Here is a 24,541-nt window from a genome sequence, read left to right as displayed (position 1 = left end):
ACCGTCCGGGCCCTCGCCCGACCTTGTGGGAGCGCTCCCAAGGCGGGAGGATGCTGCGATGACCTCGACTCCCGCCGTCCGCCCGTACCGCCCCGAGGACAGCGAAGCCCTCGACGACATCTGCATGCGCACCGCCCACAACGGCCAGGACAGCCGGCCGGTCTACGCGGACCCCGGAATCTTCCCGGCGATCTTCGCGGCCCCCTACGTCCGTCTGGAGCCGGAGCTGGCCTTCGTCCTTGACGACGGGCAGGGCAGGGCGGTCGGCTACATCCTCGGCACCGCGGACACGCCCCGTTTCGTCGAGGCCTTCCGGACGACATGGCTGCCCCTGGTCGCCGACCGCCATCCGGAGCCCGCCGGCCCGCCGGGCACCCCCGACGAGGCGATGGTCCCGCTGCTGCACCACCCCGAGCGGATGATCGTCCCCGAGGTCGCCCCCTATCCGGCCCATCTTCACATCGACCTGCTCCCCGCATGGCAGGGCCGCGGGCACGGCCGGTCGCTGATGCGGACCTTCCTGCGAGCGCTGCACGACCGGGGTGTCGGCGCCGTCCACCTGTCCATGGCCACGGCCAACACCCCGGCCAGGGCGTTCTACGACCGCCTGGGCTTCCACGAGATCGACGTGCCGGATCCCGGCCCCGTCACCTATCTCGGGCGCACCACAGGGGAGTTGGAGAAGCTGTGACGGCCGGTCACGCGATCCCCGGCCTCAGATCCAGCTGTCCAGCCACATCCGGGCGTGCCAGTCGGAGTACGGGATCGTCTGGCCCGTGTAGAGCGGGAAGAAGTAGATGAAGTTCCATGCGATGAGCAGCACCAGCGTGGCCGCTCCCACCGTGCCGATCAGCCGGCGTCGCTCGTTCGCCCCCGGCGGCCCCAGCATGGCGCCCACCATCATGGCCACGGCCAGACACAGGTAGGGCACGAACGCGACGGCGTAGAACGAGAAGATCGTGCGGTCCTGGTAGTTGAACCACGGCAGATAGCCTGCGCCCACCGCGCACAGCACGGCGCCCGCGCGCCAGTCGCGGCGCAGTGCCCATCGGAACAGGAGGTAGACGAGCGCGCCGCAGGCCGACCACCACAGCAGCGGAGTGCCGAGCCCCAGAATCTCCTGCGAGCAGCCGGCCGCGGAGTGACAGCCGTCCTGCCCGGCCTTCGGCCCCTCGTAGCGGAACGCGACAGGCCTTCCCTGGACCAGCCAGCTCCACGGGTTCGACTTGTAGCGGTGCCAGGCGTGCAGGTTGATGTTGAACTGGTAGACGGCGTGCTCGTAGTGCCACAGGCTGCGCAGGGGCGCCGGGATCCACGACCAGGTGCCGCCGCGGCCCTCGGCCCAGTGCCGGTCGTAGCCCTTGTCGGACAGGAACCAGCCGGTCCACGTCGCCAGATACGTCACCACGGCCACCGGCACCAGCGAGAGCGCCGACCAGCCGAGGTCCTTGCGCAGGACGGACCGGTACGGATGGGTGGCCCCGGCGACCCGTCGCGCGCCGACGTCCCAGAGGACGGTCAGGGCCACGAAGAAGACCAGGAAGTACAGGCCGTTCCACTTGCTTGCGGCCGCGAGGCCCAGGAGGGCACCGGCTGCCAGGCGCCATGGACGCAGGCCCGTGCCCGTACCCGCGGCGGCGTCGGCGTCGGGACGCGCGAAGCCGTCCCTGGTCGTGGGCAGGGCGGCGGCGAGACGGGCCCGGGCCCTGTCACGGTCGACGAGCAGACAGCCGAACGCCGCCAGCGCGAAGAACATGACGATGAGGTCGAGCAGGGCGGTGCGGCTCATCACGAAATGCAGGCCGTCGACCGTCAGCAGCGCTCCGGCCAGGCAGCCCAGCAGAGTCGAACGGAACAGCCGGCGCCCTATGCGGCACAGCATGAGCACCGACAGCGTGCCCAGCAGCGCCATCATGAACCTCCAGCCGAACGGATCCAGGCCGAACAGACCCTCCCCGAGGGCGATCACCCACTTGCCCATGGGCGGATGCGCGACGAAGCTGCCGGGGTCCGAGAGCGAGATCACCTGCGGGTGCGCCAGGACCTGAGGGTCGGCGATCTTGCGGTCCGGCCACGTGCCCTCGTAGCCGAGCCTGAGCATCGCCCAGGCGTCCTTGGCGTAGTACGTCTCGTCGAACACGAGCGCCCGTGGCTGCCCGAGCCGCCAGAACCGGAGCGTGCCCGCGAGCACGGCCACGAGAATCGGTCCCACCCAGCCCATGGAGTCCGCGACCCGCTGGGCGAGCCGCGGACCGAGTCCCATCGACTCCCAGAGCCACGTGCCCGGCCGGGGGAACGGCGGGACCAGGCGGGCCCGGGTGTCGGTCGGTGGGCGGGCCGTGTGTCCGAACCGGCGTAGCCGCCGCGCCCAGGGGGCGGGTTCGTGCTGCGCGGTCGTTCGGGCGTCTTCGTCGACGTCGGCCCGGGTGGGGGTGTCACTCGTCACCGGTTCATCGTAGGGAACGCCCGTGCGAGTCGTACGGGGCTCGCGGCGTGTGCGGCGCGACCCCGGTCACGTGAGGGAAGGACCTGGAGTGCTCCCGGGCCGGGCAGGGCCCCGGCCGCAGCCGCGCGGCGGTCGGGGTTCGCGCACCGGCTCAGGGCTGCGCGGTCAACTGGAACCCCTGTACGGCCGATCCGGCACAGGCCCGCTGGGTGAGCTGAACGCCGTCGGCCGGCGCCGCGACCGCGCTCAGGCACTTGCCATTGTGCCGCGCGACGAGGTGATGACGGCCGCTCACCTCCCGCACGAGCTGCCACTGCTGGTTGTGCCCGCCGGAGTAGGACCACAGCTGCAGGGGCGCGCTTCTCCTGGGCCGGACGAGTCCGCCGTCGCCGGTGTGCTCGCCCGCGCGCCCCCGTCCGACGTCTCGGGTTCGGCCACGATTCCACTGTGCCGCGCGGCCCGAACCGCGCCACGCGTGGACGTTCGGGGGGGGCACGCGCTTTCTGAGAGGTTCCTATGAATCTGTGAGGCGGCTGAACACGCCAGTGCCGCCGTCCGTATGTGGCGAGGGATTTGTATGCCCGACCGCCGTGATCCGTAGGAGAACTCTCGTGGGACGCAACACGCGCAGACGCCCGACAGGCCCACGCCGCGCAACCTTTGCGGCATTCGCGCTGATGCTGGGCGGAGGCGGGTTGGTGGCGGCCAACGTCTACGCCTCGGCGACGGAAGGCGGTTCGGGTACGGAGGGAGCGCAGACGCGCAGTGCCGCGGCCGGCACCATCGACTGCCCCGACGTCGGCAGCAAGTTGACGCAGGTGCCGGACCAGGCACGGGGGGACGTCGACAAGGAACTCGCGTCGATGGACCAGCAGATAGCGGAGGCCTATCAGCGGCTGCAGGCGGCGACGCCGGAGCAGCGCCAGGACGGTGACTACACCGACGGCACGGTCATGAATCCGCTGAAGCAGAAGCGGAGCGAGAGCCTCGGCCGCATCGGCGACGTGATGGACCAGGCCGGTCGGCGTCCCGACGGGCTCGACTCCATGGCGGACTGCTCGATGCGGACCTGGAACAACCAGAACGGCGGCCAGGACGGCGGTCAGAACGGCGGCCAGGACGCGGGTGGTTCCCAGAACGGCCAGCAGCAGGGGCAGGGCGGCCAGCAGAACGGGGACGGCCAGCAGAACGGCGGTGGCCAGCAGGGTGGCAACGGTGGCCAGGCCGGCAACGGGCCGGTCGCCGCGGACTACCAGGACATCAACACCGTCCAGCCCAACTCCCCGGCGCCGGACCTGAATTCGTTCGCCTCCAAGGGCACCTTCACCACCAGCTGCGGCGTGAACGCGGGCGGTCTGTTCAACTCCGACAACGTGATCGTCGCCCCTGGCGTCACCAACGGCGCGCACCACTTCCACGACTACGTCGGCAATCAGTCCAACAACGCCTTTGCCAGTGACGACGACCTGGCCAAGGCCGACACGAGCTGCGAGAACCCCGGCGACAAGTCCACGTACTACTGGCCGGTGGTCCGCCTGCAGAACGGCAGCCAGGAGCGGGACGCCGACAAGCCCGGCGGCGGGATAGAGGGCAACGCCGGTGAGATCGTCACGCCCAAGCAGGTCACGCTGACGTTCATCGGCAACCAGCGCAGCCAGGTCACGGGGATGCCCCGTTTGCTGCGCATCATCACCGGCGACGCCAAGGCGTTCGTGAACGGCCCGGGCAACGCCAACGCCTCGTGGAGCTGCACCGGGTTCGAGGACCGCCAGCTGAAGGACAAGTACCCGCTGTGCCCGCAGGGCAGCGACGTGGTCCGCACCTTCAAGTTCCAGAGCTGCTGGGACGGCCGCAACATCGACAGCGCCAACCACCGCACCCACGTGGCCTTCGAGGACGCCGCCGGCAACTGCCCGAACGGCTTCAAGGCCATCCCGCAGCTGGTCCAGCGCATCGTCTACGACGTCAAGGCGCCGAGTCTGCAGGACGGTGGCCGTACGACCCCGCTGTTCGCGGTGGACTCGTTCCCGGAGCAGCTGCACAAGCCGGTCACCGACCACGGCGACTTCATCAACGTGTTCGATGAGAACCTCATGACGGAGGTCGTGTCCTGCATCAACGGCGGCCGTGCGTGCGGTGCCGGCACGAACGAGGACCCGGGCTCGGACGACGGAGCGACCCAGCAGCCGACCGAACAGCCGACTGAGCAGCCGACTGACAAGCCCACCGAGAAGCCGACCGACCAGCCCACCGAGGACCCTGCCACGCCGCCCGCCGGTGACGACAACGGAAATCCGGGCAACGGGAATTCGGGCAACGGGTCGGGCAAGGGCGACTCCGGCAACGGATCGGGCGACCAGACCGCGCAGCCCACGACCGCCGCGCCGGACACCGCACAGCCGGCGGGCGACGACGCGCCCACGCTGTCCAGCACGACGGAACCCCGCGTCTACGCGTCGTCCAAGGCCTCCCGGTCCGCCGCGGCCGCGCCGGAACAGGGCGGCTCGTCCGATGACAGCTCCGCCCAGGCCCAGGCCGCGGGCGGGCACGAGGGCGCTTCCGCCGCCGGCCAGACCGAACCGCAGGCGGTCCAGGGCGGGCTGGCGGAAACCGGCACGACCCTGTGGCCCGCCGTGGCCGGCACGGTCCTGCTGATCACGGGTCTGTTCCTGCTCACCCGCACACGGCGCCGTTACGTGCGCTGACGCGAAGGGGCGCTCGGACCGGCCAACCGGTCCGAGCGCCCCGTCCGCTTTCGGGTCCGCCCGCGCGAGGCCCCTACTGCTCGGACCGGCCGCTCGTCTGCTCGGAGCGTCTCACCGTCTCGCTGACGTCGGCCTCGACCTCGTTGCGAGGCGTCCCCGTCTCCCTCGCGTACTCGGTGACCGAGGTCTGTGCCTCGCGGGCCAGATCCCGCCAGGCACGCAAGGCGGTCTCGTACGTGTCGGTCTGCTGTCCGGTCCAGCCGCCCTGCTGGGTCGGGGGGCCGTACGAGTGGCGCAGCTCCTCGACCCTGTTGTGTGCCTGGTCGGCTGCGCGCTGTTTTTCCACCAGCTCGTCGAAATGATGTGTCACGCAAATGGAGCATAAGCGGGCATTCGTGATTTCGCGCGCCGAGCCGGTGCCGCCCGCCTGAGCGGATGGGCCTCAGCCCCGCCGGCCTCGGTCCGACCTCAGTCCTGCCGGTCCAGGACCTCGCCGAGCATCTCCCGCGCGATGTCCAGCACCGCGGCCCGGTCCGCCGGCACCAGGCCGATCCGGGTGCGGCGGTCGAGCACGTCGGCCTCGTCGAGCGCGCCCTCGTGGTGCACCGCCCACAACAGCTCGGCCGCGGTCACCGGGTGTCCCGGCAGGACCCGCTCGCCGAGCCGGGGGTCGTGCTCGCCGAGCGCGAGCACGGCCGGTGCCTCGGCGCCGTAGCGCCGCACCAGGTGGCGCGGTGCCCGCAGCCCGTCGAGGGTGCGAGGGGGCGCGGCGCCGACGAGCGGCAGCGACGCGGTGGGGGAGGGGCCCGCGGTGAGGTGACGGCTCGCGACGGCGGCGTCCACCGCGTCCTCGGCCATGCGCCGGTACGTGGTGAGCTTGCCGCCGACCACCGTGATCACGCCCTCGGACGAGGTGAGTACCGCATGCCGGCGGGAGATGTCGGCCGTCCTGGCCGTGCTGCCGGAGCCGGCCTCCGGTGTCGTGTCCAGCAGCGGGCGCAGCCCCGCGAAGGCGCCGACGACGTCCTCGCGCCGGACCGGCACGTTCAGGACCGAGTCGAGGACGTCGAGCAGGAAGCCGATGTCCGTCTCGGGCACCTCCGGTACATCGGGGATGTCGCCTTCGACGGGTTCGTCGGTGAGGCCGACGTAGACACGGCCGTCGCCCTGCGGCAGGACGAGGACGAAGCGGTTGGCCTCCCCGGGGACGGGGATGTGCAGGCCGGCCGGGACGGGGCCGAGGTCCTGCGAACGCAGGATGAGGTGCGTGCCGCGCGAGGGCCGTATGCGGATGCCGTCGACCAGTCCGCCCGCCCAGACGCCCGAGGCGTTGATCACCGCGCGGGCCCGGATCTCGCCCTCCTCGCCGGTGAGTTCGTCACGGACGCGGGCGCCGGAGCCGGTGAGTTCCAGCGCCCTGACGCGGGTCAGGATCCGTGCGCCGTGAGCGGCCGCGGTGCGCGCGACGGCGGTCACCAGACGGGCGTCGTCGACGAGCCGTCCGTCCCAGGACAGCAGGCCGCCGCGGAGGCCGTCGGTGCGCAGGGCCGGGGCGAGATGGCGGGTCTCCACCGCGGAGAGCCGGCGCGGCGCCGGCAGCGTGGCCCGCGCCGTACGGGCCGTCACGCGCAGCGCGTCGCCGGCCCGGAACCCCGCCCGGGCCAGTGCCGCCTGGCCCCGGCCCACCAGCGGCGTCAGAGGCAGGACGAACGGCTGCGCGCGCACCAGGTGGGGTGCGGTGCGCTCCATCAGCACTCCTCGCTCGACCGCGCTCTCGTGGGCGACGTCGAACTGGGCGGAGGCGAGGTAGCGCAGCCCGCCGTGGATCAGCTTGCTGCTCCAGCGGGAGGTGCCGAAGGCCAGGTCGTGTGCGTCGACGGCGACGACGCTCAGGCCGCGGGCGGCGGCGTCCAGTGCGGCCCCCGCTCCGGTGGCGCCGAGCCCGACGACGAGGACGTCCACGGCGGGGCCGCCGACGGTCTCGGTCAGCTCGCGCGAACGCCGGGCGGCGGACAGGGACGATCCGGCGGCGGGGCTTCGGCTCATGGGGTGAGGGTCCTCTCCAGGATGGAGCGCAGCTCCGTGAGGAAGGCCGCGGAGTCCAGTTCCGGGTCGTCCTCGTCGGTCATGGTCCGCAGGGACAGGGTGAAGGACTGGACGATCAGCAGCAGGGAGCGGGCCTGGCGCTCGGGGTGGCCGGCCCGGACCGAACCGTCGGCGTGTCCCTCCTTCAGGCCGTCCGCCAGCAACTCCAGGAGCGCGGTCTGGCTCGCGCCGCGGCGGTCCAGCACATAGGGCAGGAGCAGCTCGGGATCGACGTCGACGATCTTCCGGAAGAGGGGATGGGCGCGGAACGAGTCCACCCCGGCCACGAGCCCGTCCACGAGCAGGCCGCGCGCGTGTGCCCCCGGCCGGTGCTCAGGTATCGCCCGGGTGGCCACCGCGACCCACTCCCGGGTCATCAGGTCGCCGACCAGGGTGCGCACATCGGGCCAGCGCCGGTACAGCGTCATCCGGGAGACGCCCGCGCGGCGGGCCACGTCGGTGAGCGTCGTGCGACGGACCCCGACGGCCAGGACGCAGTCCCGCACCGCGTCGAGCACCGCATCGCTGCCCGAGCTGTTGTGACGAATAGGCGTCATGTGTCACAGTGTAACGCCTCGGCGCCCCGCGGCGCCGCCAGGAGACGGAATCGCTCGAATCGACCGGTGAGGACGACAGTCATGGACATGCTGTGGAGTGGCTGGGGCGATCCGGCCGAGGCGGCGCCGCTGCCCGACACGGTGATCGGGCTGTTGCGCGATCTGCTCGGCGTGAAGCCGCGCAGCGCCGAGCCGGTCGGCCTGCAGGACATCGCTGTTCCGGAGGGGCAGTTGGCGCCCGCCGCGCACCAGGCACTCATGGCCGCCGTGGGCGGCGACGAGTACGTGCGCACCGACGCCGAGACCCGGATCCGGCACACACGCGGCAAGTCCACCCCGGACCTGCTGCGTATCCGGGAGGGCGACACCGCGGACACCCCGGCGGCCGTGCTGCTCCCGGCCGGCCACGAGGAGGTCGTCGCCGCGCTGCGCGCGTGTGCCGAACACGGCCTGGCCCTCGCCCCGTTCGGCGGCGGCACCTCCGTCGTCGGCGGCCTCGCCCCCGGGCGGGGTACCTTCGTCGCCCTGGACCTGCGGCGCATGGACGGTCTGCTCGCCCTCGACCCTCTCTCCCGCACCGCCACCCTGCAACCGGGCCTGCGCGCCCCGCAGGCCGAGGCGCTGCTGGCCGAACACGGCTTCACTCTCGGCCACTTCCCCCAGTCCTACGAGTGGGCCACCGTCGGCGGATTCGCCGCCACCCGCTCCAGCGGCCAGGCGAGCGCCGGTTACGGCCGCTTCGACGAGATGGTCCTCGGTCTCACCCTCGCCACCCCCGAGGGCACCATCGACACGGGCCGTGCCCCGCGCTCGGCGGCCGGCCCCGACCTGCGCCAGCTCGTCCTCGGCTCCGAGGGGGCGTTCGGCGTCATCACCGCTGTGACCGTCCGCGTCCGCCCCGTCCCGCAGACGCGGCTCTACGAAGGCTGGCGCTTCGCCTCCTTCGAGGAAGGGTCCGCGGCCCTGCGCAGGCTCGCCCAGGACGGGCCACGCCCGACCGTGCTGCGCCTGTCCGACGAGACGGAGACCCTGATCGGCCTCGCCCGGCCCGACACCATCGGAGCGGCCGACGCCCCGACTGCCGCCGGCTGCACGGCGATCGCCGGCTACGAAGGCACGGAGGAGGACACCTCCTACCGCCGGGAACGCGCCGCGGCCGTCCTGCGCGCGTGCGGCGGCACACCTCTGGGCGAGGGGCCGGGCGAACACTGGGCCCACGGCCGCTACTCGGCCCCCTATCTGCGCGACGCCCTGCTCGACGCGGGCGCCTTCGCCGAGACACTGGAGACCGCGGCCTTCTGGGCCCGCGTCCCCGAGCTGTACGCGGCCGTGCGCGACGCACTCACCACGACCCTCACCGAGGCCGGTACCCCGCCCCTGGTCATGTGCCACATCTCCCACGTCTACGAGAACGGCGCCTCGCTGTACTTCACCGTGGTCTCGGCGCAGGGCGAGGACCCCGTCGCGCACTGGACTCCGGCCAAGCACGCCGCCAACGAAGCGATCCTCGCCGCGGGCGGCACCATCACCCACCACCACGGGGTGGGCACCGACCACCGCGACTGGTACGTCCGCGAAGCCGGCCCGCTGGCCGTCGACGCGCTGCGTGCCGTCAAGCGCCGACTGGATCCGGCCGGAGTACTGAACCCCGGCGTCCTCCTGCCCCTCGACGACTGACCCGGCACTGCGTCATCCCCTGCACGGCACCACCGACCCGTCCGCCCCCGGAGGCACACCGATGCGACAGTTCACCGCCGTCGTCAACCCCACCGCGGGCGGATCCACGTCAGCCGCCGCGCTGCTCGCCGTGGCCAGGCTGCTGCGCGAGGCGGGCGCCGAGCTGCGGACCGAGTACAGCCGCAGCCTCGCCCACGCCCAGGAACTCGCCCGGCACGACGGACAGCAGGGCCGGATTGTGCTCGCCGTCGGCGGGGACGGCATCGCGGGCGGAATCGGCGGCGCCCTCAGCGGCACCGGCTCCGTACTCGGCCTGGTCCCCGCCGGCCGCGGCAACGACTTCGCCCGGGCCCTCCAACTCCCCACGGACCCGCCGGCGTTGGCGAAGGTGCTGCTCCACCACGAGCCGCGCCCGGTCGACACCATCGAGGTCGAGTCGGCCACCCACGGCCGCACCGTCGTCCTCGGCAGCGTGTACGCCGGCGTCGACGCCCTCGCCAACCGTCACGCCAACCACGCGAAACTCCTGCGCGGCGCGGCCTCCTACTACGCCGGCGGCCTGCGCGCCGTCACCACCTGGCGGCCGGCCCGCTACCGTGTCACCGTCGACGGCGTGACACACCAGCACACCGGCTACACCGTGGTGGCCGCCAACTCCGGCTACTACGGCTCCGGACGCCTCATCGCCCCCGCCGCCCGCGTGGACGACGGCCTGCTGGACGTGGTGATGATCAGCGAGGCACCCCGGCGGCTCTTCTTCACCATGATGAACGAACTCAGGACGGGCGCCCACGTCCACCGGCCGCAGGTACGCATCCTGCGCGGCACGGAGATCAGCATCTCCGCAGACCGTGAGGTGCCCTACGGCGCAGACGGAGAGGTCGACGCAGTCCTGCCCGTCACGGTCAGAGTCCTGCCGGGAGCGCTGCGCGTGCTGTGCTGAGCGCGCGGTTCAGCCGAGGTTGCCGGTCCGGGCCTCACGCCACAGGTCGACGCCCCCGTCGGTGATGTACTTGTCGATCTCGGCCAGCTCATCGGAGCTGAAGTCGAGGTTGTCCAGCGCGGCGACGTTCTGCTCCAACTGCTCCGTGCGCGAGGCGCCGATGACCAGCGACGTGACCCGCTCGTCCCGCAGCGCCCAGGCGAGCGCCATCTGCGCCAGGGTCTGCCCGCGCCGGGCCGCGATGTCGTTCAGCGCACGCAGCCGGCCGAGCATGTCCTCCGACAGCCACGCCGTGTCGAACGACGTGCCCGCGGCGGCCCGCGAACCCTCGGGCACGCCGTCGAGGTATCGCCCGGTCAGCAGCCCCTGGGCGAGCGCGGTGAAGCCGATGACCCCGAAACCCTCCTCCTGGGCGGCGTCCAGCAGACCGTCGGTCTCGATCCAGCGGTTGAGCATGCTGTACGAGGGCTGGTGGATGAGCAGCGGGGTGCCCAGGTCGCGCAGGATCGCGGCGGCCTCACGGGTGCGCTCGGCGTCGTACGAGGAGATGCCGACATAGAGGGCCTTGCCCTGGCGCACCGCCGTGTCGAGCGCGCCCATCGTCTCCTCCAGCGGGGTGCCGGCGTCGAGACGGTGGGAGTAGAAGATGTCGACGTACTCCAGGCCCGTACGCCGCAACGACTGGTCGAGCGAGGCGAGCACGTACTTGCGGGATCCGCCGCCCTGACCGTACGGGCCGGGCCACATGTCCCAGCCGGCCTTCGTGGAGATCACCAGCTCGTCGCGGTACGGCGCGAGGTCCTGCTTCATCAGCCGCCCGAAGTTGATCTCCGCGGAGCCGTACGGCGGACCGTAGTTGTTGGCCAGGTCGTGATGGGTGATCCCGAGGTCGAACGCGCGCAGGGCGATCTCGCGCTGGGTCTCGAAGGGCCGGTCGTCCCCGAAGTTGTGCCAGTAGCCCAGGGAGAGGAGGGGGAGGTCGAGGCCCGAACGTCCGGTGCGCCGGTAGCGCATGGTTCCGTTGTAGCGCTCGGGATCTGCGAGGTGGTTCATGCGGCACACTCTGCTCGCGCACGATTCTGAAGTCCAACAACTCCCTTTCATCGGATTCAGCGGCGTCTTCTCTCAATAGGCTCGGCGTCGGGTCTGAGTAGGGTGCGGGTGTGCCCACTCTGCTGATCGTGCATCACACGCCCTCGCCCAACTGCCGGGCCCTGCTGGAGGCCGTCGTCTCCGGCGCGAGCGCGCCCGGGATCGAGGGTGTCGAGGTCGTGCGGCGGGCGGCACTGGCGGCCACGGCGTCGGACGTCCTGGCCGCCGACGCGTATCTGCTCGGCACCCCGGCCAATATCGGCTACATGTCCGGAGCCCTCAAGCATTTCTTCGACCAGATCTACTACCCGTGCCTGGACACCACGCAGGGCCGCCCGTTCGGCTACTACGTGCACGGCGGCAGCGAGGTCACGGGCGCGGTGCGGGGGATCGAGACGATCACCACGGGGCTTGGCTGGCGGGCCGCCGCCAAGCCCGTCACGGTGACCGGGGAGCCGGCCCGCTCCGACATCGAGGCATGCTGGGAGCTGGGCGCGACCCTCGCCGCCGGACTGCTGGACTGACTGATCCGGAGGCCTCGTTGCCCCGGTGCACCGGGGCATCTTCCAGAGTCACGCCGTCGCCGTGGACGAGGCCGCACGAGGCAGGGGCCCAGCGAGACGCAGGTCACATTCGTGTGTGTCACATCCGGCCGAGCCGGGCCGTCACAGAGGTGTAGGCAACGACGACGACACTGGAGCACACCATGGAAGCTCGCCTGAACCTCTTCGAGAACGCGGTCGCGACCAAGGTCTTCCGGCACATCAACTCGGCGGGCAGGGCCGTCTCGGATTCGACGCTGCCGCACGCCACGCAGGAGCTCGTGAAACTCCGTGCCAGCCAGATCAACGGCTGCGGCATGTGCACCGACATGCACACCAAGGACGCTCTGGCCGCAGGGGAGGACCCGCAGCGCCTGCACCTGGTCGCGGTCTGGCGCGAAGCGAAGGTGTTCACCGAGGCCGAGCGCGCCGCCCTGGAACTGGCGGAGCAGGGCACCCGCATCGCCGACGCGGCGGGCGGCGTCACGGACGAGGCCTGGGCGAACGCCGCCAAGCACTACGACGAGGAGCAGCTCGCCGCCCTCGTGACCACCATTGCCCTGATCAACATGTACAACCGCTTCAACGTGATCGTTCAGCAGCCCGCCGGCGACTACCAGCCGGGCATGTTCGGCTGACGCCGGGACCCGACGACACACGGCCCGGGCAGCCTCCCAGCCCGGGCCGTTCGGCCGCGCCACAGACGGCGGGCGGCCCCATCCGCCTCCCGTGGCAGCGGGATGCCGGCCGGCGGTTGTGCCGTTGGACCGGATGCAGCAGCAGGAAGAGCTTCACCCAGCGCACCGGGCAAGGGTTGGCCTGCACGATCGGCCTGCCACGGGAGACCCGATGCCCCTTCGCTCCGCCTCGGCCCGCTCCTCCCCGCTCCGTTCCCGGCTGCGCGCGGCCTGCGTCGTCGCACTCTGCGTGACCGCGCTCGGCCAGGCGCCCGCGAGTACCGCCGCCGCTCCCGCACCGCGCGACGCAGACCTGCGCGACCAGCTGGAGCAGCTCGTACACGCCCCGGGCGGACCGCCCGGCGCGATCGCCGTGCTACGGCGGGACGGCAGGACCGACGTCGTACGGGCAGGCGTCGCCGACCTTGCCACGGGCCGCCGCCCGAGCCCCGACGACCACATGCGCATCGCCAGCACGGCGAAGGCCTTCAGCGGAGCCGTGGCGCTGAGCCTGGTCGACCGGCATGCCCTGCGCCTGGACGAGCCCCTGGGCGAGCGGCTGCCACAACTGCCCAGCGCCTGGCACCAGGTCACGCTGAGACAACTGCTCAACCACACCAGCGGCCTGCCGGACTTCACGGAGTCCGCCGAGTTCCTGAGCATCCTCGCGGCCGACCCGCACCATCACTTCGACTCCCGCCACCTGCTCGACTTCGTCGCCGACCTGCCCCTCAACTTCACCCCGGGCACCGAGTACCGCTACTCCAACTCCGACAACATCGCCGTCGCCCTGATGGCGGAGGCGGCGACCGGCACCCCGTACGAGCAACTGCCGCGCACGCTGGTCCACCGGCCGTTGACGCTGCACAACACCAGCCTTGCCCAGGACTGGCGGATCCCCGCGCCCTCTCTGCACGGCTATGACGTGGCCCCGCCCGAGCCCCCGGAGGATGTCAGCGAGGTCCTCAGCGCCTCCGGTTCCTGGGCGTCGGGCGGCATCATCTCCACACCCGCCGACATGACCCGCTTCATCAGCGGCTACGCGGGCGGCGCGCTCTACGGCAGAAACGTCGTCCGCGAGCAACGGCGCTGGATCGAGGGCGCGTCCGAACCCGCGGGCCCCGGTGCCAACATGGCGGGCCTCGCCCTCTTCCGTTACACGACCCGGTGCGGCGTGGTGCTCGGGCACACCGGCAACTACCCCGGCTACACCCAGCTGATCGCCGCCACCCCCGACGGCCGCCGGTCCCTGACGTTCTCCGTCAACACCCAGATCAACCGGGAAATGAAGCCGGACCTGTTGAGCCGCTTGCGCTGGGTCGAGGAGAACTTCGTCTGCGCGCTGCTGAACCGCTCCGTCCCCTGACGCGGCCTCGCATGCCACCGCCATGACGAGGGAAGATGGAGCGACAGGCGTTTTGGTCAACCGATGTGGAGGAGCGGGCACATGCAGCACGAGCGAGCGGGTCAGCAGGCCGGCCCCGAGGACCTCGTCGACGTCGCCCGGCTGGTCACGGCGTACTACGCGCTGCACCCGGACCCGGCCGACCCGGGGCAGCGGGTGGCGTTCGGCACGTCAGGACATCGCGGATCGTCCCTGACGACCGCGTTCAACGAGGACCACATCGCCGCGACCAGCCAGGCGATCTGCGAGTACCGCGCCGACCAGGGCACCGACGGTCCGCTCTTCCTCGGCGCCGACACCCACGCCCTCTCCGAGCCCGCACGGGTCACCGCCCTTGAGGTGTTCGCGGCCAACGACGTCACCGTGCTCATCGACAGCGCGGACGGCTACACACCCACCCCCGCGGTCTCACTCGCCATCCTCACGCACAACCGCGGCCGCACCTCCGGGCTCGCCGACGGCGTGGTGGTCACCCCCTCGCACAACCCGCCCGCCGACGGAGGCTTCAAGTACAACCCGCCGAGCGGCGGACCGGCGGGCTCCGAGGCGACCTCCTGGATCCAGGACCGGGCCAACGACATCATCACGGCCGGTCTCAAGGACGTACGGCGTATCCCGTACGCCCGGGCCCTCGCCGCCGAGACCACCCGCCGTCACGACTTCCTCGGGGCCTACGTCGCCCAGCTGCCGCACGTGCTCGACCTGGACGCGGTCCGCGCCGCCGGAGTGCGCATCGGCGCCGACCCGCTCGGCGGCGCGTCGGTCGGCTACTGGGGCCGTATCGCCGAACAGCACCGGCTCGACCTGACCGTGGTCAACCCTCTGGCGGACCCCACCTGGCGCTTCATGACGCTCGACTGGGACGGCAAGATCCGTATGGACTGCTCGTCGCCGTACGCGATGGCCTCGCTCATCGAACAGCGCGACCGCTTCCAGGTCGCCACGGGCAACGACGCCGACGCCGACCGGCACGGCATCGTCACGCCGGACGGGGGGCTCATGAACCCCAACCACTACCTGGCCACGGCCATCTCCTACCTGTACGCCCACCGCAAGGAATGGCCCGCCGACGCGGGCATCGGCAAGACCCTGGTGTCGTCCGGGATGATCGACCGGGTCGCCGCAGATCTGGGGCGGCGGCTGGTCGAGGTACCGGTGGGATTCAAGTGGTTCGTGGACGGCCTGGTGGGCGGCTCGATCGGCTTCGGAGGTGAGGAGTCGGCCGGGGCGTCCTTCCTGCGGCGTGACGGCTCGGTGTGGACCACCGACAAGGACGGCATCATCCTGGCGCTGCTCGCCTCCGAGATCATCGCGGTCACCGGGAAGACCCCGTCGGAGCACTACGCCGCTCTGACCGCCCGCTTCGGCGAGCCGGCCTACGCCCGCATCGACGCCCCCGCGACGCGCGAGGAGAAGGCACTGCTCGCCAAGCTGTCGCCCGCGCAGGTCACCGCCGACACCCTGGCCGGAGAGGCGGTCACCGGTGTGCTCACCGAAGCCCCCGGCAACGGCGCGGCCATCGGCGGCATCAAGGTGAGCACCGAGAACGCCTGGTTCGCGGCCCGCCCCTCCGGCACCGAGGACGTGTACAAGATCTACGCCGAGTCGTTCCGTGGCCCCGACCACCTGCGCCAGGTGCAGGACGAGGCGAAGGACGTGGTGATGGCGGCCCTTGGCGGATGACGGGGCGGATGAGGCGGAGGGCGACAGGCTGGCCGCAGGTCGGTGACGGGCCGTGACGAGGCGGACCGGCGCAGCCTCGAAACGGTCCCCCACTCGCCATGTCGCTTTCATCATCTGAAATGCGTAATCTGGCGTTTTGCCCCGAAGGGGCCACGGCCCACGGCCCCGCCGGAGTGATCATGTCCCTCGAGCGCCCGACAGACGACGGCGACGAGCTGCTCGCCAGACTCGGGTCGCTGACCGCCCAGGCACGCGAGCTGGCGGAGCTGCAGCGTTCCCGGGTCGAGCTGGCCGTCGCCCTGCAGCGCGGCATGCTGCCCCGGGACCTGCCCACCGCGCCCGGCCTCCACCTGGCCGTCCGCTACGCACCCGCCTTCCACGGCCTCAACGTGGGCGGCGACTGGTACGACGCCTTCACCATGCCCGACGGCCGCATCGGCCTGTCCATCGGCGACGTCCAGGGCCACAACATCGAAGCGGCCGCCTTCATGGGCCAGGTGAGGGTCGGCCTGCGCGCACTCGCCGCCGTCACCGGCGATCCCGGCGAGCTGCTCTCCCGGACCAACGACCTCCTCCTCTCCCTCGGCACCGACCTCTTCGCCACCTGCACCTTCATGCGGCTCGACCCGTCCACCGGAGTACTGGAGAGCGCCCGGGCCGGACACATCCCCCACATCTGGGCCACCGCTGACGGAAAGTCCGGCATCGCCGAGGACGAGGGCGGGCCGCCCCTCGGTATCGAGGAAGGACTGCGGTACCCGGTCTCCCGCTACCGCCTGACCACGGGCGGCGTGTTCGTCCTGCTCACGGACGGTGTGGTGGAAGGGCCGTCGCTGCATGTCGACGAGGGCCTCGAACAGGTGGTGCGGCTCGCGGGTATCGCCGCGGTCGCCGGCATGGAGGCCGACGCGCTCGCCGCCGGTGTGATGAAGGTGGCCGAGCGCGTCGGCCACGAGGACGACGCGGCCGTACTGGTCGTCGGACACGACGGCCCCGACCGCCGGCCGTAGCGCCGGGCCGCCCTTCTCCCGCCTCGCCGACGGGCTGACATCGGTGTCTGATGGCAGCTGTGGTGGCTATCCAGGACCTGCGGCGGCCGGCCGTCTTCGCCCTCCAGGCGCTGGCCGTCGCTGCCTGCTACTACGCCGCCGGTCGGCTGGGGCTTCTGCGCCGGCTCGTCGTCGAGGACGCGGTGGTCACACCCATCTGGCCGCCCATGGGCGTCGCGGTCGCCTGTCTGCTTCTGTTCGGTCTGCGCGCCTGGCCGGGCATCGCCCTCGGCGCACTCCTCGTCGTCATGTCCATCACCTCACTCCAGCCCGCCGTCATCGGCACCCTCTTCGGTAACACCGCCGCCCCCGTGTGCGCGTACTACCTGCTGTGCAAGGTGGGCTTCCGCGCCGACCTCGCCCGGTTGCGGGACGGCGTCGCCCTGGTGTTCCTGGGAGCCCTCACCGCCACCCTCGTCAGCGCGACCGCCGGCGCCGGCCTCCTGGTCTTCACCGGCAAACTCGCCACGCAGAGCTTCTGGCTGGTCTGGTCGGCCTGGTGGGCCGGTGACGCGATGGGCGTCCTGATCGTCACCCCGGTCCTGCTGGTGCTGTACGGGGCGCGCCGTCAGCCGCTCACACCCCGCTGGAAGGAGGCCGTGGGCCTGAGTCTGGTGGCCTGTGTCCTCGTCCCCTTCGCCACCCACACCGCCGTGAGCCTACTGTTCCTCGTCTACCCGCTCCTGATCTGGGCGGCTCTGCGCTTCCGGCTCGCGGGCAGCATGCTGTGCGCCCTCTTCGCCTCCGTCATGGCGACGATCGCGGCGACCGACCAGGTCGGACCGTTCGCGGGAATGACCCGTATCCAAGTGATGATCAAGCTCCAGGCCTTCAACGGCGCGATGGCGCTGACCGCGCTGCTCCTGTCAGCCGTGATCATCGAGCAGCTCAACACCAGACGCTCGGTGGAGCAGGCCTGCCAGGAACTCGTCGAGGTCCTGGAACACCTCACCGCGGGGGAGACCCCGCCTAGCCGGTCGCCCGTGGAGGCCGATGACCGGCCATGACGTCACCCGAGAGGGGGCATCGCGTGGGCAACGCCGCGATGCGGGGTACTGGACGATGTGGATGGCGACGGAAGGACTGTCATGACGACATTCGTGATCACGGTGCCCGGCACCTTCACCACGGACGCCGGAGCGGAAACGCGAGCGGAGCTGACGCGCGCCCTGCACCCGGCCGATCCGCACCGCACACAGATGGGGAACGCCGAGGACCTCGACGTCCTCAACGTGAACGAGGACAACACCTTCACCATCCGCCTCACCATCGAGGCCGACAGCGGCCCCCGTGCCGAGCACGACGCCCGGCAACTCGCGCAGTCGGCGCTGGAGGCCGCAGGCCTGGATCCCGGTACGGCGCCGCTCGGGCCGGCCGTGATCACCGGCATCGACTCCGGGGCGTGAGCGTCCAGCTGAACGGGCCGTTCGACGGCGAGTTCAGTTCCACAGCGGATAGGTGACCGTCCGCGGGAACGAGTCCGGCCTGGCGCCCTGGTACACGAGGGTCATCCGGGTGTAGTGCTGCAGCCGGGGGTGCTTCTTCCAGGGCTTCGGGTGATCCAGCCGTACGTGGACGCGGTAGGCGTGGAACCTGCCCGCCGCGCAGTAGGGCTTGCAGTCGTTGACGATGTTGACGCCCTGCGCCCTCGCCGCGGTCCGGCCCCACTGCGACCAATGCAGCGAGGCCAGGCGGCTGTTGCCGTCACCGCAGGCCAGCACGAAGCGGGCGGGGCGCACGTCCGCGTGCCAGAAGCAGTCGACGAGCACGGGGACCCGGGCCTGCTGCCGCACGGTGTGCGAGGCCGCCGGCGCCGTCGGCCGGGCCTGGGACGGCGCGCTCGCCGCTGCCGCCAGCGCGGCGGCGAAACAGAGCGTGACCGCCGTACTCCATGTGTGCCTGCGCATGTCAGCTCCCCGCTGCCGTCGCCCACCGACCGTACGACGCTACGACCGCTTCTTCGACGCTACGACCGAGCGGGGGGATCCACCACTCGGACGGAGCAACGCGACGGCTCTTCGGCGGCGGGTCGTCAGCGGTGGGTCGTCAGCGGTGGGTCAACGCGAACGTGGTGAGGACCGCCGCGTGGTCCGACGGCCAGTCGTTGTGGGCGATGTCCGGCCAGGCGCGCGGGACGCCGGTGACGACGGTGCGGGAGTCGACGACCTCCAGGCCGCGGCCGTTGTGCAGGACGTAGTCGATGCGGTCCTGCGGCTCCGGGCGCGTCACGTCGTTCTCGTGCCGGAGGTGGATCGGCGACCAGGTGTGGCCCGGTTCGCGCACCGGGTCGCGATGCGCCTCGCGGTAGGAGTCACGCAGACCTGCGGTCTCGGCGGCCCTCGTCACGGGCCAGTCCACGTCGGGCCGGTCGAGGTGGGAGGGGCAGTTGAAGTCCCCGGTGAGGATCACGGGCGTCGCGGCGTCGGCCGACTCGGCGATCCACCCCAGGGTCTCGCGCATCTGGGCCAGCCGTACGCCTTCGTGGGCGATCAGCTCGGCCGGTCCGAGCCCGTCGAAGGCCGCCTCGTAGGGTCCGTACGGCGTGTAGTGGAGATGGGCCGTCCACACGTCCACCTCGTATGAGCGGCCGATGCGGATGCGGGCGCCGGCCGCTCCGTAGAAGCCGACGTCGGGGTCCCCGAGGCGGGCCGTGACGGGGTGGCGGCTGATGATGCCGAGGTTCTCGCCGGCCTGGTGGTGGTGCCAGCCCAGCGCCTCGGCGAGTTCCCGGGCCGCCGTGCCGGCCGTCTCCTGCAGGCCCACGACGTCGGCCTCGCTGTCCAGGATCACCTTCAGCTGTTTGGCGCGGTGGTCCTCGACCTTCGTGCCGCCGTGCCAGAGGTTCCAGCTCATGACGCGCAGCCGGGGGCCGACGAGGCCCCGCAGCCGGCTCGGGGTCACGTCCTCCAGGCTGGCCACCACGGTCCGTCCGGGTGCCGCGTCGATCGGGGCCAGTGACGGCACCGCCAGCACCGCGCACCCGGCGGCCTCGGCGGAGCTGACCCCGGTGGACGTGTCCTCCACCGCCACGCAGCGGGCCGGATCGACGTCGAGGGCGCGGCACGCGGCGAGGTAGGGGTCGGGGGCGGGCTTGGTGCTGACGGTGTCGTCGGCGGTCACGGAGACCGCGAAGCGGTGGGCGCCGAGCGACATCAGCACGGTGTCGGCGACGGCCCGGGGCGAGGCGGTGACCAGGGCGGTGGGCACGTCCTCCGCGGCCAGCGCGTCGAGCAGGCCCAGCGCCCCGGGGCGGGGGACGACGCCGGCGTGGATCCGGTCGGCGAACTCGCGGTGCAACGCGACGGCGACCTCGGCGACGGGCCGTCCGGTGGCCGCGCCCAGCCAGGCCGCGGTGTACTCGACCGGCCGGCCGAGCACGTCCGGCCGGTCCGCCTCGGTCAGCGCACGCCCTGCGACGTGTGCCACCGCAGCCCACCACAACCGCTCGGTGTCGACGAGCGTACCGTCCATATCGAACAGAACGGCTGCCAACGAGCCGTCGGAAATGCCGGCCGCAAGGCTTTCCACGGAAACCTTCTCTTTCTACTTCCTGATGTCCGGAAATCACACGCAACGCCGCAGAGAGATCGTTTCCAGCCGACACTGCGGCTCTTCACACAGGGTCACCGCACAGCGCGGTCCACCACCAGGACCGGCATGTCCGGCAGGCCGACGGCCACCGCTGTGCCGACGGGGAACTCCCCGGCGCGGCGCGTGGGCACGTCGGACTTGACCTCGCAGGCGTCCGGCAGCCGGACCGTGAGGCGGGTGGTCGCGCCCAGGAAGGCGGTGGCGACCACCCGTCCCGCGGCGTCCGGGTCGGGGGTGACGTCCACGTCCTCGGGACGCAGCAGCACGTCGACGTCCGCGCCCGCGGTGACGTCCTCGCCCGTCGCCTGGATGCGGCGCCCCAGCACCTCGACGGTGTCCGGCGCGGCCATGACCCCGGGAATCCGGCTCGTGGTCCCGACGAACTCGGCGACGAAGGCGGTCGCCGGGCGGGAGTACAGCTCGGTGGGCGTGGAGCACTGCTCGACCCGGCCGGCCCGCATCACGGCGACCCGGTCCGCCGTCGACAGGGCTTCTTCCTGGTCGTGCGTGACGAACAGGGTGGTGATGCCGAGTTCCTGCTGAAGGCGGCGGATCTCCTCGCGCAGGGTGGTGCGCACCTTGGCGTCCAGCGCCGACAGCGGTTCGTCGAGCAGCAGGACCCGCGGGCGCAGGGCGAGCGCCCGGGCGAGCGCGACGCGCTGCTGCTGGCCGCCGGAGAGCTGGTGCGGAAACCGCTCGCCCTTGTCGGCGAGCCCGACCAGCTCCAGCAACTCGGCCGCGCGGGAGCGCCGTTCGGCCGTGGGCACCTTCCGCATCTGCAGTCCGAAGGCCACGTTGTCCAGTGCGTTCAGGTGCGGGAAGAGGCTGTACGACTGGAAGACCATCCCGGCGTCGCGCCGGTGGGCCGGAACGCCGGTGACGTCCTGCCCGTCCACCAGGACCGCGCCGGAGTCGGGCTGCTCGAACCCCGCGAGCATGCGCAGCGCGGTCGTCTTGCCACAGCCGGAGGGGCCGAGCAGAGCGAGCAGCTCACCCGGCCGCACCGTCAGGTCGAGGCCGTCGAGCGCGACGGTCGCCCCGAACCGGCGGTGCAGAGCACGGAATTCGACGGTGGCGGCACCGTCCCGGACGGTCTTCTCGTTCTCGGGGGCGGTGAGAGTCATGGTGTTGTCATCCCTTGGGACACGGAACGGGAGGGGGCTCGCCGGCCGCTCAGGGCGGCGAGGGCGAGCAGCAGCACCCAGGTCACGAGGAGGCTGAGCACGGAGACGGCCACGGACATCTGCGCCTGGGAGCCGGAGATGTCCACGATCCACACGGCGAAGGGCTGGTAGCCCAGCAGATGGGCGACGGTGTACTCGCCGAGCACCAGGGCGAGGGTGAGGAACGAGGCGTTGAGCAGGGCCCCGCGCAGGTTCGGCAGTACCGCCCGCAGCAGTGCCTGGGCCGGGCTCGCACCGCAGCTGCGGGCGGCCTCGACCAGGGTGGGTACGTCGACCGCGCGCAGCCCCGCGTCCAGCGCCCGGTAGGCGAACGGCAGGGCCATCACGACGTAGGCGAGGACGAGGACGAAGGGGAAGTCCGGGTTCTGGATCGCCACGATCGTCTGGAACAGGGGAGTGCGCGACAGGTAGTCCGGCCCCCACTTCAGGACCGTGCTGATCCCGGCGACGAACGCGATGGGGGGCACGACCAGCGGCAGTGAGCAGACGACCTCGACGACCGGCCGCAGCCGGGGCGCGCCCAGCCGCAGTGCCACCGTCGCGGGGACCAGGAGCAGCAGCACCAGGGCGATGGTGGCGGCGGCCAGTTCGAGGGCCAGCACGAGACTGGAGACGAATCCGCCGGTGGCGACGATCCGGCTGTACGCGTCGAAGGTGACCTCGTCGTTCACGTCGACCGAGAAGACCACGGACGCGCCCAGCGGGACGAGGAAGTACAGCGCGGCGAGGCCGAGCACGGCCCACCGCCACAGGTTCAGGCGAGCCATCGGACGCTCCGTCGTTGCAGGGGCAGGTACACCGCCATGACCAGGCCGGCGACCAGCACCATGTCGAGGCTGAGGGCCAGCGCCACGTTCTCCTGCCCGACCAGGACGTTGCCCGAGAGGGCGTCGGCGATCTGGAGCGTCACCAGCGGCACGGAGCTGCCGACCATGGCGGCGGCGGTGGCGTAGGCGGCGAAGGCGCTGCCGAACAGCAGGACGAAGCCACCGAGCAGGGAGGGCCCGAGGACCGGCAGGGCCACGTGCCGCCAGTACTGCGCGTGGGTGGCGCCGTTGTTCTGGGCGGCCTCCCGCCACTGGGTGCGCAGACCCTCAAGGGCCGGGGTGATGGTGAGCACCATCAACGGGATGAGGAAGTACAGATAGACCAGGGTCAGGCCGGAGAAACTGTAGAGGTTCCAGCCGGTGTCCTTGAGAGCGAGGCGCTGGGTGAGCACGCCGGAGTTGCCGAGGGTGGCGACGAAGGCGAACGCGAGCGGCACGCCACCGAAGTTGGCCAGCACCCCGGAGGCGGTCAGCACCGCCTCGCGCAGCGCCCGGGACCGTGAGGTCACCACGGCCTGTGCCAGGAACAGGCCGAGCACCGCCGAGATGGCGGCGGAGAGGGCGGACAGCTTGACACTGCCGAGCAGGGCCGTCAGGTAGGCGCCCTGCAGGGAGCCGGTCAGGTTGGAGATGGAGTACGAAGTGGCGCCCGTGGCCTGGTCCTTGACCGTGAACGCGCCGTTGAGCATGGCGAGGGCCGGGATGCCGAAGGCGATCGCGGTGACGACGAGCAGTGGGGCCACGGCCAGCCAGCCGGGCGCGCGGCGCCGCCGCTTCGAAGGAGCGGCGGTCGCCGTGCCGGCCCGCGTGAGAGCGTCCGTCATCCGGAGACCGCCTTGCCCCAGCCTTCGGCGATGACCGTCTTGGCCTTGTCCTGCTGGGCCTCGGTCGGGAAGGACGGCGTCCCGGAGACCTTCGGGAGCTTGGCCGCGGCCCTCTTGTCCAGGGTGCCGGCCTTCTCCATGGCCGTCATCAGCGCCGGACGTGCGTACCCCTTGAGCCACAGGTTCTGGCCCTCGGTGCTGTAGAGGTACTCCTGCCACAGGCGGGCGGCCGCCGGGTGCGGGGCGTCCTTGTTGATGGCCTGGGAGTAGTACTGCGCGTACTGGCCGTCGCTCGGCACCGACACCTTCCAGTCGACGCCCTTGGACTTGAACTCGTCGGCGTAACCGGCGTTCAGGTAGTCCCAGTCGATGCTGATCGGCGTCTCGCCCTTCTCGACGGTGGCCGGAGTCGACTCGACGGGCGTGTAGTTGCCGTTCTTCTTCAGCTTCGCGAAGAAGTCCAGGCCGGGCTGGATGTCGTCGAAGGAGCCGCCGTTCGCGAGCGCGGCCGCGTACACACCGCCGAAGGCCGAACCCGACTTGGTGGGGTTGCCGTTGAGCGCGACCTGGCCCTTGTACTGCGGCTTGAGTAGATCGGCGAACGTGGTCGGGCAGGTCTTGATCCGCTTGGCGTCGCAGCCGATGGAGACGTAGCCGCCGTAGTCGTTGTACCAGCGCGCCTGCGGGTCCTTCTGCCCGGTCGGGATGCCGGCGTAGGAGGCCACCTTGTAGGGCGCGAGGAGTCCCTGCTGGGCGGCGCTGAGCGCGAAGGAGCTGCCGAGGTCGAGGACGTCGGGGGCGCGGTCCTGGCCCTTGCGCGAGGTGACGGCGTTGATCTCGTCCTGGCTGGAGCCGTCGGGGTTCTCGACCGTGATCTTGATGCCGTACTTCTTGGTGAAGCCGTCGATGAGGGCGCCGTAGTTGGCCCAGTCACGGGGCAGCGTGATGGCGTGCAGCGTGCCCTCCTTCTTGGCCGCCTTCACCAGGGCGTCGAGTCCACCGAAGCCGGCGGCGGAGGTGGCGGTGGCGGCGTTCTTGCCGTCGGCGGTCGTCGACGCGTTGTCGGGAGCGGCGCCGCAGGCGCTCAGGGCGAGTGCGGCGACGACGGCGAGGGAGCCGGTCAAGGCGACTGTTCTCGGCTGGGACACGGTGACTCCAGAAAGGGGTGCAGGGGACGCACAAGACTGAGAACTTGTCTGAACAAGTTAGCCACAGTAGGACTGCCTGTGGTGACGCTTTCGTAAACACCGGAGA

The 24,541-nt window shown here is 71.5% G+C and carries 23 protein-coding genes; 11 read left to right on the top strand and 12 right to left on the bottom strand.

What is annotated here, in order from left to right; translation table 11 throughout:
• Positions 1 to 58 precede the first annotated feature (58 nt).
• A complete protein-coding gene (locus OOK07_RS01280; protein WP_266794703.1) occupies positions 59 to 691 on the top strand; it encodes a GNAT family N-acetyltransferase in 633 nt (210 codons plus the stop codon).
• Positions 692 to 715: 24 nt separating this feature from the next.
• Here the strand turns inward: OOK07_RS01280 and OOK07_RS01275 are convergent, their stop codons facing one another.
• Together OOK07_RS01275 and OOK07_RS43590 are read right to left on the bottom strand one after the other, a co-directional pair.
• A complete protein-coding gene (locus OOK07_RS01275) occupies positions 716 to 2,446 on the bottom strand; it encodes a dolichyl-phosphate-mannose--protein mannosyltransferase (RefSeq protein WP_266794702.1) in 1,731 nt (576 codons plus the stop codon).
• A 151-nt stretch (positions 2,447 to 2,597) separates the two neighbouring features.
• A complete protein-coding gene (locus OOK07_RS43590; RefSeq protein ID WP_406311218.1) occupies positions 2,598 to 2,942 on the bottom strand; it encodes an RICIN domain-containing protein in 345 nt (114 codons plus the stop codon).
• Positions 2,943 to 3,123: 181 nt separating this feature from the next.
• Between OOK07_RS43590 and OOK07_RS01265 the strand changes: the two genes are divergently transcribed.
• Positions 3,124 to 5,151: a PT domain-containing protein gene (locus OOK07_RS01265; protein WP_524540332.1), complete on the top strand. Its 2,028-nt coding sequence runs from the start codon at positions 3,124 to 3,126 to the stop codon at positions 5,149 to 5,151.
• A 73-nt stretch (positions 5,152 to 5,224) separates the two neighbouring features.
• Here OOK07_RS01265 and OOK07_RS01260 read toward each other — a convergent pair whose 3' ends face one another.
• From OOK07_RS01260 to OOK07_RS01250, 3 genes are all read right to left on the bottom strand, one after another.
• Positions 5,225 to 5,521 carry a hypothetical protein gene (locus OOK07_RS01260; RefSeq protein ID WP_266676006.1) on the bottom strand — a complete coding sequence of 99 codons (297 nt, stop codon included), beginning with the start codon at positions 5,519 to 5,521 and terminating at the stop codon, positions 5,225 to 5,227.
• 98 nt (positions 5,522 to 5,619) lie between these two features.
• Entirely contained in the window at positions 5,620 to 7,197 is a 1,578-nt protein-coding gene (locus OOK07_RS01255) for a glycerol-3-phosphate dehydrogenase/oxidase (RefSeq protein ID WP_266794700.1), read from the bottom strand.
• A complete protein-coding gene (locus OOK07_RS01250) occupies positions 7,194 to 7,793 on the bottom strand; it encodes a TetR/AcrR family transcriptional regulator (RefSeq protein ID WP_266794699.1) in 600 nt (199 codons plus the stop codon). Before OOK07_RS01250 ends, OOK07_RS01255 begins: the two co-directional genes overlap by 4 nt.
• 81 nt (positions 7,794 to 7,874) lie before the next feature.
• Between OOK07_RS01250 and OOK07_RS01245 the strand changes: the two genes are divergently transcribed.
• Together OOK07_RS01245 and OOK07_RS01240 are read left to right on the top strand one after the other, a co-directional pair.
• A complete protein-coding gene (locus tag OOK07_RS01245; protein WP_266801863.1) occupies positions 7,875 to 9,470 on the top strand; it encodes an FAD-binding oxidoreductase in 1,596 nt (531 codons plus the stop codon).
• A gap of 61 nt (positions 9,471 to 9,531) precedes the next feature.
• Complete coding sequence (locus OOK07_RS01240) at positions 9,532 to 10,413, top strand: YegS/Rv2252/BmrU family lipid kinase (protein ID WP_266794698.1); 882 nt, start codon at positions 9,532 to 9,534, stop codon at positions 10,411 to 10,413.
• Between the two features lie 9 nt (positions 10,414 to 10,422).
• Here OOK07_RS01240 and mgrA read toward each other — a convergent pair whose 3' ends face one another.
• Positions 10,423 to 11,466, bottom strand: a complete 1,044-nt coding sequence (gene mgrA, locus OOK07_RS01235; protein WP_266675998.1) for an L-glyceraldehyde 3-phosphate reductase — start codon at positions 11,464 to 11,466, stop codon at positions 10,423 to 10,425.
• 110 nt (positions 11,467 to 11,576) lie between these two features.
• On the opposite strand from mgrA, the gene OOK07_RS01230 reads away from it, so the two are divergent.
• From OOK07_RS01230 to OOK07_RS01200, 7 genes are all read left to right on the top strand, one after another.
• Entirely contained in the window at positions 11,577 to 12,029 is a 453-nt protein-coding gene (locus tag OOK07_RS01230) for a flavodoxin family protein (protein WP_266794697.1), read from the top strand.
• A gap of 182 nt (positions 12,030 to 12,211) precedes the next feature.
• A complete protein-coding gene (locus OOK07_RS01225) occupies positions 12,212 to 12,685 on the top strand; it encodes a carboxymuconolactone decarboxylase family protein (protein ID WP_266675989.1) in 474 nt (157 codons plus the stop codon).
• A 211-nt stretch (positions 12,686 to 12,896) separates the two neighbouring features.
• Complete coding sequence (locus OOK07_RS01220; protein WP_266794696.1) at positions 12,897 to 14,090, top strand: serine hydrolase domain-containing protein; 1,194 nt, start codon at positions 12,897 to 12,899, stop codon at positions 14,088 to 14,090.
• Between the two features lie 81 nt (positions 14,091 to 14,171).
• Positions 14,172 to 15,812 carry a phosphoglucomutase (alpha-D-glucose-1,6-bisphosphate-dependent) gene (pgm, locus tag OOK07_RS01215; RefSeq protein WP_266794695.1) on the top strand — a complete coding sequence of 547 codons (1,641 nt, stop codon included), beginning with the start codon at positions 14,172 to 14,174 and terminating at the stop codon, positions 15,810 to 15,812.
• Positions 15,813 to 15,991: 179 nt separating this feature from the next.
• A complete protein-coding gene (locus tag OOK07_RS01210; RefSeq protein WP_266794694.1) occupies positions 15,992 to 16,822 on the top strand; it encodes a PP2C family protein-serine/threonine phosphatase in 831 nt (276 codons plus the stop codon).
• A gap of 50 nt (positions 16,823 to 16,872) precedes the next feature.
• Entirely contained in the window at positions 16,873 to 17,868 is a 996-nt protein-coding gene (locus OOK07_RS01205) for an MASE1 domain-containing protein (protein ID WP_266675983.1), read from the top strand.
• An 81-nt stretch (positions 17,869 to 17,949) separates the two neighbouring features.
• Positions 17,950 to 18,267 carry a hypothetical protein gene (locus OOK07_RS01200; RefSeq protein WP_266675981.1) on the top strand — a complete coding sequence of 106 codons (318 nt, stop codon included), beginning with the start codon at positions 17,950 to 17,952 and terminating at the stop codon, positions 18,265 to 18,267.
• Positions 18,268 to 18,300: 33 nt separating this feature from the next.
• Here the strand turns inward: OOK07_RS01200 and OOK07_RS01195 are convergent, their stop codons facing one another.
• From OOK07_RS01195 to OOK07_RS01170, 6 genes are all read right to left on the bottom strand, one after another.
• The gene (locus OOK07_RS01195; RefSeq protein WP_266794693.1) at positions 18,301 to 18,768 is read right to left on the bottom strand and encodes a hypothetical protein; all 468 of its coding nucleotides are present in this window, start codon (positions 18,766 to 18,768) and stop codon (positions 18,301 to 18,303) included.
• Positions 18,769 to 18,907: 139 nt separating this feature from the next.
• Positions 18,908 to 20,389 carry an HAD-IA family hydrolase gene (locus tag OOK07_RS01190; protein WP_406311216.1) on the bottom strand — a complete coding sequence of 494 codons (1,482 nt, stop codon included), beginning with the start codon at positions 20,387 to 20,389 and terminating at the stop codon, positions 18,908 to 18,910.
• Positions 20,390 to 20,484: 95 nt separating this feature from the next.
• Entirely contained in the window at positions 20,485 to 21,576 is a 1,092-nt protein-coding gene (locus OOK07_RS01185) for an ABC transporter ATP-binding protein (protein ID WP_266794692.1), read from the bottom strand.
• Entirely contained in the window at positions 21,573 to 22,403 is an 831-nt protein-coding gene (locus OOK07_RS01180) for an ABC transporter permease (protein ID WP_266675973.1), read from the bottom strand. The genes OOK07_RS01185 and OOK07_RS01180 overlap by 4 nt, the downstream gene beginning before the upstream one ends.
• Entirely contained in the window at positions 22,391 to 23,287 is an 897-nt protein-coding gene (locus OOK07_RS01175) for an ABC transporter permease (protein WP_266794691.1), read from the bottom strand. The genes OOK07_RS01180 and OOK07_RS01175 overlap by 13 nt, the downstream gene beginning before the upstream one ends.
• On the bottom strand, positions 23,284 to 24,435 hold the full coding sequence (locus tag OOK07_RS01170) for an ABC transporter substrate-binding protein (RefSeq protein ID WP_266794690.1): 1,152 nt from the start codon (positions 24,433 to 24,435) through the stop codon (positions 23,284 to 23,286). The genes OOK07_RS01175 and OOK07_RS01170 overlap by 4 nt, the downstream gene beginning before the upstream one ends.
• Between the last annotated feature and the right edge of the window lie 106 nt (positions 24,436 to 24,541).

It is taken from the genome of Streptomyces sp. NBC_00078, from assembly GCF_026343335.1.
GTDB lineage: Bacteria > Actinomycetota > Actinomycetes > Streptomycetales > Streptomycetaceae > Streptomyces.
Note: the sequence above shows the minus strand (reverse complement) of the source record. Positions and strands in the feature narration are given on the sequence as shown.

Bases quoted from the DNA above. Each gene is read 5' to 3' on its own strand.
- OOK07_RS01280 (WP_266794703.1), top strand. From the start codon at position 59: ATGACCTCGACTCCCGCCGTCCGCCCGTACCGCCCCGAGGACAGCGAA.
- OOK07_RS01265 (WP_524540332.1), top strand. From the start codon at position 3,124: ATGCTGGGCGGAGGCGGGTTGGTGGCGGCCAACGTCTACGCCTCGGCG.
- OOK07_RS01255 (WP_266794700.1), bottom strand. From the start codon at position 7,197: ATGAGCCGAAGCCCCGCCGCCGGATCGTCCCTGTCCGCCGCCCGGCGT.
- OOK07_RS01250 (WP_266794699.1), bottom strand. From the start codon at position 7,793: ATGACGCCTATTCGTCACAACAGCTCGGGCAGCGATGCGGTGCTCGAC.
- OOK07_RS01245 (WP_266801863.1), top strand. From the start codon at position 7,875: ATGGACATGCTGTGGAGTGGCTGGGGCGATCCGGCCGAGGCGGCGCCG.
- OOK07_RS01240 (WP_266794698.1), top strand. From the start codon at position 9,532: ATGCGACAGTTCACCGCCGTCGTCAACCCCACCGCGGGCGGATCCACG.
- mgrA (WP_266675998.1), bottom strand. From the start codon at position 11,466: ATGAACCACCTCGCAGATCCCGAGCGCTACAACGGAACCATGCGCTAC.
- OOK07_RS01225 (WP_266675989.1), top strand. From the start codon at position 12,212: ATGGAAGCTCGCCTGAACCTCTTCGAGAACGCGGTCGCGACCAAGGTC.
- OOK07_RS01220 (WP_266794696.1), top strand. From the start codon at position 12,897: ATGCCCCTTCGCTCCGCCTCGGCCCGCTCCTCCCCGCTCCGTTCCCGG.
- pgm (WP_266794695.1), top strand. From the start codon at position 14,172: ATGCAGCACGAGCGAGCGGGTCAGCAGGCCGGCCCCGAGGACCTCGTC.
- OOK07_RS01210 (WP_266794694.1), top strand. From the start codon at position 15,992: ATGTCCCTCGAGCGCCCGACAGACGACGGCGACGAGCTGCTCGCCAGA.
- OOK07_RS01205 (WP_266675983.1), top strand. From the start codon at position 16,873: ATGGCAGCTGTGGTGGCTATCCAGGACCTGCGGCGGCCGGCCGTCTTC.
- OOK07_RS01200 (WP_266675981.1), top strand. From the start codon at position 17,950: ATGACGACATTCGTGATCACGGTGCCCGGCACCTTCACCACGGACGCC.
- OOK07_RS01195 (WP_266794693.1), bottom strand. From the start codon at position 18,768: ATGCGCAGGCACACATGGAGTACGGCGGTCACGCTCTGTTTCGCCGCC.
- OOK07_RS01185 (WP_266794692.1), bottom strand. From the start codon at position 21,576: ATGACTCTCACCGCCCCCGAGAACGAGAAGACCGTCCGGGACGGTGCC.
- OOK07_RS01180 (WP_266675973.1), bottom strand. From the start codon at position 22,403: ATGGCTCGCCTGAACCTGTGGCGGTGGGCCGTGCTCGGCCTCGCCGCG.
- OOK07_RS01175 (WP_266794691.1), bottom strand. From the start codon at position 23,287: ATGACGGACGCTCTCACGCGGGCCGGCACGGCGACCGCCGCTCCTTCG.